This window comes from Maribellus maritimus (genome assembly GCF_022267315.1).
GTDB classification, from domain to species: Bacteria; Bacteroidota; Bacteroidia; order Bacteroidales; family Prolixibacteraceae; genus Draconibacterium; species Draconibacterium maritimum.
Map to the genome: position 1 here is coordinate 11852 of NZ_JAIKLE010000009.1, position 12400 is coordinate 24251.

The following is a 12400-nucleotide window of genomic DNA, read 5'->3' on the forward strand; positions in this document are numbered from 1 at the left end:
AAACAAATTTGTTTACATTGAGGTGTATTTAATTTTGAGAATACTTTAATTCTATAGCAATACTTCCATGGCTTCATCGACAAGTGAATTATCAAGTTCTTTCAGGTAAGCCTGAGTAATTGCCAAATTTTGATGTCCCATCGATTCACTGATAATATCAGTAGAAATTCCTTTTTGCTTTAGGCTGTTGGCATAGCTATGCCTGGCAACATAGCTTGATACTGATTTATTTATCCCACATAATCCAGCAATTTCCTTTAAATCTTTATTGTATTGCTTTAATGTTTTTTTCTTCCTGTTTTCGATTTGAGTCGGGGTTAGTTTATCTTTTAGCAGTATTGGAAAAACATAACTCGTACTACTCTTCTTATTTCGGTAATATTCCAAGATCTTTTGTATAGGAGGCAGAATCTTGATATGAAAGTTTGTTTTAGTTTTTGATCTTATATAGTATATTCTGTCTTCTGATACATCTTTCCACTGAAGTTTCATCATATCTGCAAAGTTCATTCCTCGTGTATAAAAGCTGAAGACAAAATAATTTCTGGCATTTATGAGCCGCTGATGACTTGTCAGGTCTAGGTTTATCAACTTTTGAACTTCTTCAAATGAAAGAGCTTTTTTAAGTCCCCGCCCTTTTAATTTGGAAACCTTATATACTTTGAACGGATAAACGTTTGGCTTTATCAATTCCCGTTTTATTGCAGAATTAAAAACCGCCCTAATCGTACGCATTTGCACGCTTATTCCTCCGTCAGTCCCCTTTCTTGATCTTAAATAAGCCTCATATTTCTCCAGAAAAGCCGGGGTAATATCTTCAAACAAAAGTATTTTTCTATTCACATATTTTTTAACTGATTTAGACGTATCTCGATATATTCTCGCATTCCCAGTCCTCCCTGCTTTTTCCATTTCGGCAATGAGCTCTTCCCAGAACTTAAATATGTTTTGGTGAACTGGATTAGCACTTATGCGAATTTCTCTTTCAACTTCCGACAAAGTATAACTTCCCTTTCTCTGATGCAGTTCTGTAACAATACCCGTGGCCTGGTCAATAAGTTTGAGCAATAACCGATTTTTATTCAAATAATTTATTGAGTTTTGATTGAATACTCCCTTTTTTGCATTCCATTCCCTTATTTCTGCGGTATACGGAGTACGAAAAAAGATAGAATTTCTGTCCTTGGAAATACGTAAATAAATCGGATATTTACCGGTAGACAACTTCTTTTTCCTTAAAACAGCCTTAAAACTAATCATTTACATATATTTTGGGTACAACATAGGTACAACAAATGGGTATTTAAAGGTAAATAAATAATATTTCATAGCAAACTAAAAACACATTTTATATTGTTTTACAGATACATACAAACATATGACAATTTATGAAAAATGAATATTTCTGTCTGGGGGGCGAGGGGTCGCAAGTTCAAATCTTGTCATCCCGACAAAAGAAAAAGCCGGTTAATCCCGGCTTTTTCTTTTAACTTTCAACAAACGATTAAAATACTTTTTATTCAGAGGTTTCTAAAACTATTCGCAAATGTCTTTGATTATTTCTTTTAACTCACTGGCATGCCTTACCCCCACTCCAGTCCATTGCGGCATTCCGTTCTGAAATATAATCAATGTAGGAATACTTTTAATTTGGTATTTTGAAGCGATAAAAGGATTACGATCTACATTGACCTTTATTATACGTACTTTATCTTTCAAATCTTCCTTTACCTCTTTCAGAATTTGCGGAACCTGCTTGCAGGGGCCACACCAATCGGCATAAAAATCAACCAATACCGGCCGCTTTGATTTAATTATGCTCTGAAATTTTCCGTTCACTGTTTTCCTCCTTCTTTTTCTTTTTTTCTGACCAAAATGTCATTTACAAAATCCCCGGCCAGATATCCAACTGCCGTTCCCCATAAAGTACTCCAATACCACACCGAACGAATCGGGCAAGTACCATTTAAGCATCCAACAAATCTCCAGTACAAAAAACCGCCAACAGCACCTGCAAAAGCAAGAGCGAACTGGACTTTATATTTTTCAACTAAGTTTTTCATATTATGTAGTTAATAAAACAATAGAGAAAACTTTTGGTTTTTTAGCCCCCAATCAATAATAATTATTACGGATAGAGATTATTGAAAGCAAGAAAATATAAACGAATATTCAACGTTATGTTGGTATTAATTTTGTTAACTTCGTTATATTATCAACTTATCACCAGTTATGAAAAAAATCAGTATCTTTTTTGCAATTTCTTTATTAATCGGTCTGTTTTCTTGTACGACAACCGAAAAATCAGACGAAAAGCTAACGATTTCTTATGAGCAGTATGAGCTTGCAAACGGGCTCAATGTAGTTCTGCATCAGGATAAATCAGATCCTATTGTTGCTGTTGCTATTCAGTATCATGTCGGCTCCAATCGCGAAGTTCCCGGGAAAACAGGATTTGCGCATTTGTTTGAGCATATGATGTTTCAACAGTCGGAAAATGTAGGACAGGATGAGTTTTTTAAAAAGATTCAGGGAGCCGGAGGAACTCTGAACGGAGGAACAAACTACGACGGTACAATTTACTACGAGGTTGTTCCTAAGAATGCACTTGAAATGGCACTTTGGTTAGAGTCAGACCGAATGGGATACCTCGAAAATACGGTTACAAAATCGGCTTTTGCGAACCAACAGAACGTAGTTCAAAATGAAAAAAGACAATCTTATGACAACCGCCCATACGGATTTAATAATCTGTTGATTGGCAAAAATCTGTATCCGGAATCACACCCGTATAATTGGACTGTAATTGGAGAAATGGAGGATTTGTTTAATGCAACGGTTGAGGATGTAAAAGAATTTCACTCAAAATATTATGTGCCAAATAATACGACACTTGCTTTGGCCGGTGATTTTGAAATAAATGATGTAAAACCGCTTATTGAAAAATATTTTGGTGAGATTCCGGCAGGCGAAAAAGTTGTAGACATGGAACCGATGCCTGTTACTTTAAAGGAAACAAAAAAACTATATCATGAAGATAATTTTGCAAAAACTCCGCAGCTAACCATGGTTTGGCCAACTGTTGATGAGTATACTAAAGATTCGTATGCGTTGCAATTCCTTGGGCAAATATTAGCCGGCGACAAAAAATCACCTTTCTACAGGGTAATCGTAAAAGAAAAGAAACTTGCTCCGAGAGCAGGTGTTTATAACAGTTCACGAGAATTGGCGGGGCAATTTACAGTTTCGGTAAATGCGAATGTAAATACCAGTTTAGCGGATGTTGAAGATGCTGTTTTTGAGTCATTTAAACTATTTGAAGAAGAAGGAATTACTGAACGCGATTTAGAAAAACAAAAAGCAGGCTTGGAAACAAGTTTCTATAATAACATTAGTTCAGTATTGATGAAATCATTCCAGTTGGCCAGTTACAATGAATATGCCGGTTCTCCGGGGTTTATCGAACAAGATATTGCAAATATCAAAGCGGTTACAATTGATGACATATTAAATGTCTATGAAAAATACATAAAAGACAAACCTTTTGTTTCAACCAGCTTTGTACCCAAAGGACAGGTTGAGTTAGTGGCCTCAAACTCTTTGGATGCAGGCATTGTAGAAGAAAATATTCTGGAGGCTACGGAAGTGGACCAGTCTACAATTACGGAAGAAGAAAAAATCAAAAAAACGGTTACCAAATTCGATCGCACAGTTGAACCGGAAAAAGGTCCTCAACCTGAGCTGAAAACTCCGGAAGTATGGACAGACGAAATTACTAATGGAATAAAAATTTACGGAATTGAATATAATGAATTGCCTCTTGTTCAGTATTCTATTTCGATGGATGGTGGGCATATACTGGAACCAAAAGAAAAGGCAGGAGTTGCCAGTTTTCTTGCCAGCATGCTAATGGAGGGAACGGAAAATAAAACACCAGAAGAATTGGAGGAAGAAATAGATTTGCTTGGTGCCAGAGTAAATGTATACGCCGGAACCGAAGGAATGCAGGTATATGTAAATAGCTTAACCCGGAATTTTGAAAAAACACTCGCTTTGGTGGAAGAAATTTTGCTGAAACCACGATGGGATGAAGAGCAATTTGAACTTGTAAAATCAAGAATGATTAATAATGTAAAAAGAAACGAAGCCAATCCCGATTATCTTTCCTATGTTACTTTTAACAAGCTTGTATTTGGCGACGATAATATTCTCTCCGTTCCGTCAGAAGGAACTGCAGAAACTTTGGAGTCAATTACAATGGAAGATCTGAAAGAATTTTACAAACGCACATTTTCACCATCGGTTGCGCGAATGCATGTTGTTGGCAAAATTAGCCGGGACCGCGTAAAAGAAGGATTGCAGAGTCTTTCAACAAACTGGAAGCCTTTTAATGTTGAAATTCCAGAACTTGAGCAACCCAAACTTCCGGGAAAATCGAAGATTTATTTTGTTGATGTTCCGGGCGCAAAACAGTCTGTGATTAACATTGGGCACCCGTCAATTACACATACATCTATCGATTTTCAGCCTGCAACGGTAATGAATTATAAATTGGGAGGAAGTTTTAACGGAATCGTAAATATGATCCTGCGTGAGGAAAAAGGCTTCACTTATGGTGCACGCACTTATTTTCAGGGGGGAAAGAATTATGGTTATTTTGTCGCTGCTGCAAGTGTGCGTTCATCAGCCACTGAAGAATCGGTTCGGATTTTTAAAGAAGAAATAGAAAAATACAGAAATGGAATACCGTCTGAAGACCTCCAGTTTACAAAAAGTGCGCTCATAAAATCCAATGCTCGTGGTTTTGAAACATTGGGAGCACTTCATAATATGTTAACAGAAATAAGTAATTACAATTTGCCTTTTGATTACGTAAAACAAGAGGAAGAATTTATCAATTCGCTAACAGTTGATGGACATCAACAATTGGCGCAAAAACTTATACAACCTGAACACATGTATTATGTGGTTGTTGGAGACGCTGAAACTCAACTTGATGCTTTGAAAAATATAGGGTTAGGCGATCCGGTTTTGGTTGAATTGTAGAAAAATAGAGTAAAAATCAATAATAATGGCCCGGTATTTCCGGGCTTTTTTATCAATTAGCCACAATACGCAGAGCAATCATTTCTTTAAAAGGAGGAATTGATAATTCTCTTTTTTCGTTTTTATCTTGTTTGAAAAATCCTTTTTTAAACGTTTTTCCATTTAGCGGAGAAATAAGCTGGTAATTATAATTTCCTTTCGGGAGGTTTAATTTTATTTTTTCCAGCTCGTCGCCGGTGAAAACTACAGCATATTGTTTCCCCTGTTCTGATATACATTGACTTTCTGCGCCGGGAGAATGGTATACCGTCGTAAAATCAGGTGCCATTTTAACAAAATTGAACGATTCTATAAAATTTTTCAAAATCTTTAACTGGCTCCGCAAATTGGCGCCGCCTCCCCCAGGTGCAATATTTTGTCCGGTGCCATCCTCCTTTCCTACAAAAAATGAATAGTCAAGATTATTAAAAACTGCTCCCCCTGCTAAAATAAACTGCCAGGCTTGCCGTAAATAAGCTGTATCAGAACTACCTGCAAACCCCGATTCGTCAAAACTTACAGGCCGGTGCCATCCGTAATTTAACCAAACAGCTTCGGGCCAAACATAGTGGAAGTTAAGGATAGACACCTTCGCATCAACCTGCGCAAGAGAATGTTTGAAGTTTGTGTAATTCTGTGCAATTAAATGTTTTTTTGGTAGCTCGGATTCCGTCTCAACCACTACACTTGAAATTTCTTTTTGCCATTCCAATGACGCTTCGGAAGCCTTTTTAGCCCATTTAAACCAACCTCCCTGTTCCGGGTCTAATGTTCGCAATGTTCTCATTCCCTTCTCCGGATTATCAGCCCAGGGTTCATTTTGAATTTCATAAAAAACGTTGTCGAATGTGTTTAACTCAGTAACAATTTTTTTTACCAGTTCTTTTTGAAATTCAATCAATTTCCCGTTTTGTAAAGTATTGGATTCTCTTCTACCCAAATCTCCGGGGAGATTATTTATATTATTGCCCGGATTAAACGGATCCCTTGTCCAATTTGCATCCTGATACGTAGAACAAAAAAAGGTTACTTCAACAAAAATATTCAACCTGCTTGCCAACGAAATGAAATTTCGAAGTCTTGTAAAGTAGTCAGGATTCCACTGCGACAAATCAAACTTTTCTTCAGCTTCAAAAAGTCCGGGTTCGTTCACTCTTTTCCACGGCGCCAGAAATTTTCCTGTTTCCGGCGCAAGAGTATTATTTTGAATACCAAAACTACCAGGAATCTCAACATACGAACCGGTAAAAATTCTTGTATAATTCATTCCTGTTTTGTTCAGTTCGTGTAAATATTTTTCGTAATCGAAAGCAGAATTTAAAACAGCCCCGTAGTGTTCCGCTGATGTTATCAGAATAACCGGTTTACTTTTGTAAGTAAAATAATGAGGATTTTTAGGATGTAACGCAAGTGGTTGATTTTTAGCAGAGATAAATGTCAAAACTAAAACAAAAAATAAGACAATTCGTTTGTACATGGCATCAGGCTTTTCTAAATTTATGACATAAATGTAAAAAATATCAGGATAATAAATGAAAGAATTTCAAAACAAGAGAATAAAACTCCATAGAGGCGATATAACAAAGTTACAAACGGATGCAATTGTAAATGCTGCTAATAAGTCGTTGCTCGGTGGAGGAGGTGTAGATGGCGCTATTCATCGGGCAGCAGGAAAACAACTTTTGGAAGAATGTAGGGCATTAAATGGCTGTGAAACTGGTGATGCAAAAATTACCAAAGGATATAATCTTTCGGCTAAATTTGTCATCCACACAGTTGGTCCGGTATGGAACGGAGGAAAATACAATGAACCGGAAAAGCTTGCTTCCTGTTACCGGAGAAGTTTGGAAGTAGCTGAAGAAAACAATCTGATAACTATTGCCTTTCCAAACATTAGCACCGGCGTTTACGGATATCCAAAGAAAGATGCTGCAAAGATTGCTATTCTTGAGGTTTCCGGATTTTTATCAAATAAGGATACAATCAACGAGGTAATTTTTTGTGTATTCGATAGCGAAAACTTTGAGATTTATGAACAGATTTTAAATTCATAACTACAGGTGAAAACAATAAAAAATACTTTACTGTTTTTTGTAATTTTAGCAGTTTTCAGCTGTCATCAGGACGAAAAATCCAGCGTTGAAGAACTTTTCGAGGCTGACAGGCAATTTTCAAAAGCTGCTGAAACGATAGGCTTTAGAAAAGCGTTTGTAGAATTTGCGCGCGCTGATGCCGTTCTTTTACGCGAGAACAGCTTGCCTATTGTTGGGAAGATGGCAATTAAAGATTTGTTTAGCGGGGAAAGTCCCGAAAATATTCAATTTTTTTGGCAACCGCTAAACGGCGAGGTCGCAGTCTCAGGAGAATTAGGTTACACCTATGGAATCTACACGATTAAAAGTGATTCTGTCGTTCAGAAAGGAACTTATATCTCAGTTTGGAAAAAAGACAAAGACGGAAATTGGAAATATATTCTCGACTCTGGCAACGAAGGAATCGGTGAGTAAAATTAATTGATTTATCCGTTGGAAAGCGACTCTCAGTCTATCTGCACTCGGTTTGTGTTTCAAGTTTTAAGTTAGCTAAACTCAAAATAAAATATTACTTTTGTACGACATGCCAGATTTGAGAATTTGCGTTTTTACTAATTCCTGCTCATTATTAGTTTATTATCGCCCTTTTTAAAATCTAACATTTTTCACGCAAAGAGATTGTTTGAAAAGATTTTATCTTTCGGGTTTTGATTAAACAGGAAAAAATTTCAGACTGGAAAATTAGAATATTGAAATTTTAAATATTATATGGGAAGATCACAAGAGACATTTAACAAAAAAGAAGTAAGAAATAAAAAAGAGAAAAAAAGAAAAGAAAAAGCTGCAAAAAGACAGGCGAGAAGAGAGACGGAAAATAAATCGAGCCTTGATGATATGATTGCTTATGTGGACGAAAACGGGATGATTGTAGACACTCCGCCAGACGAAAGTGATAAAACGGAAGTTAAATTGGAAGATATAGAAGTTAGTGTTCCCAAAGGAGGTTCAATGGTAGATGAAGATCCTGTTAAAAAAGGAGTTGTTACTTTCTTTAACGAATCAAAAGGATATGGATTTATCAAAGAAAAAGAAACCCGGCAAGATGTTTTTGTCCATATTAACAACCTCACAGAACCGATAAAAGAAGGCAACATGGTTACCTTTGAAATTGAAAAGGGACAACGCGGGCCAACTGCCGTAAATGTGAAACTTAATAAATAGAAATACTTTGGGCTGTTAATAGCCCGTTTTTTCGCCTTTTTCAGTTGCTGGAACACCTTTCTCCATCCATTCAGGAATTGGTTCGCCTTTTAAATAATGATTAAAAAACTGGAACATTCTTTTGCTTAAATCGATGCGGTTTGCCCAACTCTCTTCTTTTAAGTTGTGCGGTTCATTATTATAAGATAACAACCAAGCCGGTTTGTTAAGCCTTCTCATAGCAACAAAAAGTTCAATTCCCTGGTACCACGGCACTGCTCCGTCATCGTCGTTATGCATCATCAACAAAGGTGTATTTATTTTTGGAACAGAAAACAATGGCGAATTTTCTAAATAAAGCAAGGGTTTATCCCACAATGTTCCTCCTATCCGACTTTGTGTATGTTCATATTGAAACATTCTGCTTTTCCCCGACTGCCATCGGATTCCACCATAAGCGCTTGTCATATTACTTACAGGTGCGCCAGCCATGGCTGCAGCAAACATATCTGTTTGCGTAACAAGATAAGCAGTTTGATAACCGCCCCAGCTTTGCCCTTGCAGGCCGATTTTATCCTTATTAATAAAATCATATTTATGAATTAAATATTGGGTTCCGCTAACAATTGAGTTAAATGCACTTTGCCCCGGATATCCTACTTTGTATGTTATATCAGGAACGAAAATAAGATAACCGTTACTTGCATAAAAGGTTTTGTTAATAACAGAACGACTGGGCGAAGGATGATAGTGTTGATTCAACGATTCAGAGCTTCGTTCATAAAAATATACGATCATCGGATATTTTCGGCCGGGATCAAGATTTTCAGGTTTGTAGAGCAAGCCTTTTAATTCTTCTCCTGAAAACGAATTCCATTTTACCAGTTCAACATTTGCCCAGTTGTATTTGTCTTGTTGCGGGTTGGCTTCCGATACTTTTTTTGAATGTTTAAACTCAAGATTACTTGTCCACAAATCGGGATAAGTTTCGATGTCCTGCTTTCTGAAAATTATTTTATCAGCCTTTTTAGCTTTTTTTAAATCAGAAAAAATATAATTATCCATTATAACATATTCAATATCTTTTAGAGAATTGAATTGAATGCCGAAAAAACCACGCGACATCGTTCTCTCATCAGTCGCACTTAATAAAACAGGTTCAGTTTGCGGAATATATTCCAAATCTTTATCGAGTTTTAAATAGCGGAGGCGCGTATTATTTCTGCGTCCGAAAGCTTTTGTAATATTAACAGGAACCCGCTCGCCGGACGGATCCAATTTCCAAATGTCGTAACGATCATAAATATAAACAAATCTGTCGTCCTGGCTCCATCCTGCAATTCCATATGGTGGTGGATCTGAAGGAGAATCATGCCATTCGTTATAAAACGATACCGGTAAAACTTTTGTAAGAGAAATAGTATCCTGAAGATTCGCATCGTTCGCTAACGAATAGTAACTGCTGTCAACAGGTTCATACCACAAAATATATTTGCCGTGGGGTGACAGGCGAACCCAGCTTTTTCCCTTTAAAACCAATCTTTTTATACCTGACTCTATGTCGATAACATAATAATCTTTCAGATTTTCACCTGTCCAACTGGAAGCACGTATGTACGGTGTGTCATCAACTCCGAGTCCAACATCACCGTTTCCCTTTTGAATAGTTGAAACCTCCCTGATTTTTATATCGGCCAATTGAATATATCGGTTTAAATTAACATGATAAACGCCCAGAAAAGTCCGTTTTTTTTCTTTCTCTGCTTCCACCTTTTGTTGTGGCTGAAGTCTTTCATCTCTCCAGTTCCAGACGTCCAGGTTGGGTTTATCTTCTTTAAGTAGAGTATCTTTAGGTGCCGGAACAGGACTTTCTGCAACTCCCAGATACAATTTTGAACCATCCTGCGAAAAATACAGATCTCCATTTTCACTGGGCGACCAGCCAACTGGAACGCCGCTCGTGTATTTATCCAGCACTTTAGATGGAGGCGTTAAATTTTCTCCATAATATAAAGAGTAAACTTTTTCTTTCACAGTATCCTGTGAACAAAGAAAAGCATACTTTTCTCCTGTTTCATTTGAAACGATTCTTTTTATCCACCCTTCTGTTGAAAAAAGTTTATGACTGATTCCGTTTTCAGTATCAAATACAAAAAAATCAGAGATAGTATGAATAGAATCATCCGCTTGCGTAGAAAAATAAATGGCATCACCCAGTTTTGAATAATGGTATTCAGTCACATTTTTATAAACAGAAGTATCACCATTTTGAATTTTGAAAAGAGTTAAATCATCTCCGGAGTTTTCTCTTTTGTTTGCATTTTTCTCGATGTCTGCTGTATCTTTCACTGTTTCTGACATAAATGCAACCCATTTTGAATTCTCTTCAGGAAGTTTATAAGAATTTAAATTAGGAAATTTATAAATCTTTTCTTTTTTTATGTCATAAATACCCAAGCTATCCTGTGGCATTTTATCCTTTTTAACCTTGTCTTTCTTTGCCTGGCGAATAGCTGACTCGGGTTGCTTTATTTTAAAAACAATAAAATCATTTTCGGCTCCAAATGTTGCAGCGTAACCACGGGGGATAGTATCCGATTTATTTCCGTCGTATATTATTAGATCTCCGTCGCCTTTCTGAGGCACCCTTTCATAGGAAATATAGTCACCATTGTATGAAATGTTTCCATTTGAAAGAACATTCCAGTCTTTGAAATCTTCTATTTGAAGCACCTTCTTAGGAGTTAACTGAGCAAATAAAAAGCCCGGGAATAACAGTAAAATCGAAAAAAATATCTTACTCTTCATTAGAGATGGCAAATAATTCTTATTAAATATAAACCGATTCATTCAAAAATAATGATTTAATTAAATCCCTCTATTCAAATGACAATTATTCCTGATAAAAGTTGAATATACAGCACATCAAGCCTGGTAGTGCTGCAAAACCTGTTGAAATTCTTCGGGTAAATCAGAAGTAAAAGACAATTCTTTGCCTAAAACAGGATGTTTTATTTTTAATTGCCCGGCATGGAGGAATAAACGTTTTACTCCTGTCTTTTCTGTTATTATTTTGTTTAATGTAAAATCGCCGTGATGGGTATCACCAAGTATATCGAAATGGTTTTGAGCAAAATGTTGCCGAATTTGATGCCAGCGTCCGGTTTCAGGTTGAATTTCAACCAAACTAAGGAGAACATTTTCCTTTTCTTTATATGATATGCCAGTCTGAACGGTTTGAAGTGTTTTAAAATTTGTAACAGCCGGCTTTTTAAATTTTGATTTCTTTTTTACAAGTACCTTCGATTCAAATTTTCCCTCGCCAGGATTTCCCTGAACAATAGCAAAGTAAGTTTTCTGAACTTCCTTTCGCTCAAACTGAAGTGTAAGTTCTTTTGCTATCTCCGACGAAAAAGCAAGTACAATTACGCCCGAGGTTTTAGAATCCAAGCGGTGGACATTATAAATCCACCGTTGAGTAATTTCTCCTAGTAATTTTGTGAGATAAGGGGCATCGTGCGGCATAAAATCATTTTTATGTACAGGCAGGTCTACCGGCTTTTCAACAGCGATGAATTGCTCATCCTGAAAAATTATAGGGATGCTGAAAGATTCGTTATTTGACATTTATTACTTACTGGTGGTTTATTTCTTTTATTTATTATTCGTTCAAAAATAGATGAATTATTGAGAATCTGACGTAAAATCTTTTGTTCATTTCGCGATATGTTGTAAAGTCAACTTTTTCAGAACGTTTATCTAGCCGAATAACATTTGATAATAAATACTTTGGTTTATTGATAACTGCTGTAATAGCAATAAAAATGAAGCTGAAAATGTTCAGAATAAACGGCAAGGTTGTTTTTTTATATTCAGTCTGTTTATAACCAGAGAAAACTTATTTAAAAGGAGAAACAAGTGAGGTAGTGCTAAAATCAATTGTTTTTCTGATTCTGATATAGTTTTTACCAGGTATTTCTTTTGGGTAACAACAAATTTGCATTGATAACTTTGTCTTTGGGAGGAGCGAGCTTATTCTCGCTACCAGTTAATAGAACAGAATGGTTTTTATTCTGTTTTTA

General features: G+C 36.3%; 10 protein-coding genes. 4 read left to right on the forward strand and 6 right to left on the reverse strand.

The window, feature by feature from the left end; genetic code table 11:
• Nucleotides 1–51: 51 nt before the first annotated feature.
• The 3 genes from K5G00_RS09840 to K5G00_RS09850 form a co-directional block, all read right to left on the reverse strand.
• The gene (locus tag K5G00_RS09840; protein WP_238765995.1) at nucleotides 52–1260 is read right to left on the reverse strand and encodes a site-specific integrase; all 1209 of its coding nucleotides are present in this window, start codon (nucleotides 1258–1260) and stop codon (nucleotides 52–54) included.
• 276 nt (nucleotides 1261–1536) lie between these two features.
• The gene (trxA, locus tag K5G00_RS09845) at nucleotides 1537–1839 is read right to left on the reverse strand and encodes a thioredoxin (RefSeq protein ID WP_238765996.1); all 303 of its coding nucleotides are present in this window, start codon (nucleotides 1837–1839) and stop codon (nucleotides 1537–1539) included.
• Nucleotides 1836–2063, reverse strand: a complete 228-nt coding sequence (locus K5G00_RS09850) for a hypothetical protein (protein WP_238765997.1) — start codon at nucleotides 2061–2063, stop codon at nucleotides 1836–1838. Before K5G00_RS09850 ends, trxA begins: the two co-directional genes overlap by 4 nt.
• A gap of 169 nt (nucleotides 2064–2232) precedes the next feature.
• On the opposite strand from K5G00_RS09850, the gene K5G00_RS09855 reads away from it, so the two are divergent.
• Nucleotides 2233–5046: a M16 family metallopeptidase gene (locus K5G00_RS09855; RefSeq protein WP_238765998.1), complete on the forward strand. Its 2814-nt coding sequence runs from the start codon at nucleotides 2233–2235 to the stop codon at nucleotides 5044–5046.
• Between the two features lie 52 nt (nucleotides 5047–5098).
• On the opposite strand, the gene K5G00_RS09860 is transcribed toward K5G00_RS09855, so the two are convergent.
• Nucleotides 5099–6562, reverse strand: a complete 1464-nt coding sequence (locus tag K5G00_RS09860) for a hypothetical protein (RefSeq protein WP_238765999.1) — start codon at nucleotides 6560–6562, stop codon at nucleotides 5099–5101.
• 55 nt (nucleotides 6563–6617) lie between these two features.
• Between K5G00_RS09860 and K5G00_RS09865 the strand changes: the two genes are divergently transcribed.
• The 3 genes from K5G00_RS09865 (at nucleotide 6618) to K5G00_RS30335 (ending at nucleotide 8339) form a co-directional block, all read left to right on the forward strand.
• Complete coding sequence (locus K5G00_RS09865; RefSeq protein WP_238766000.1) at nucleotides 6618–7139, forward strand: O-acetyl-ADP-ribose deacetylase; 522 nt, start codon at nucleotides 6618–6620, stop codon at nucleotides 7137–7139.
• 6 nt (nucleotides 7140–7145) lie between these two features.
• Nucleotides 7146–7592 carry a YybH family protein gene (locus K5G00_RS09870; RefSeq protein WP_238766001.1) on the forward strand — a complete coding sequence of 149 codons (447 nt, stop codon included), beginning with the start codon at nucleotides 7146–7148 and terminating at the stop codon, nucleotides 7590–7592.
• A 294-nt stretch (nucleotides 7593–7886) separates the two neighbouring features.
• A complete protein-coding gene (locus K5G00_RS30335) occupies nucleotides 7887–8339 on the forward strand; it encodes a cold shock domain-containing protein (protein ID WP_317235539.1) in 453 nt (150 codons plus the stop codon).
• A gap of 15 nt (nucleotides 8340–8354) precedes the next feature.
• Here K5G00_RS30335 and K5G00_RS30025 read toward each other — a convergent pair whose 3' ends face one another.
• Both K5G00_RS30025 and K5G00_RS09885 read right to left on the reverse strand, forming a co-directional pair.
• The gene (locus tag K5G00_RS30025) at nucleotides 8355–11051 is read right to left on the reverse strand and encodes an alpha/beta hydrolase family protein (protein ID WP_238766002.1); all 2697 of its coding nucleotides are present in this window, start codon (nucleotides 11049–11051) and stop codon (nucleotides 8355–8357) included.
• Nucleotides 11052–11243: 192 nt separating this feature from the next.
• Nucleotides 11244–11945, reverse strand: a complete 702-nt coding sequence (locus K5G00_RS09885) for an RluA family pseudouridine synthase (RefSeq protein ID WP_238766003.1) — start codon at nucleotides 11943–11945, stop codon at nucleotides 11244–11246.
• Between the last annotated feature and the right edge of the window lie 455 nt (nucleotides 11946–12400).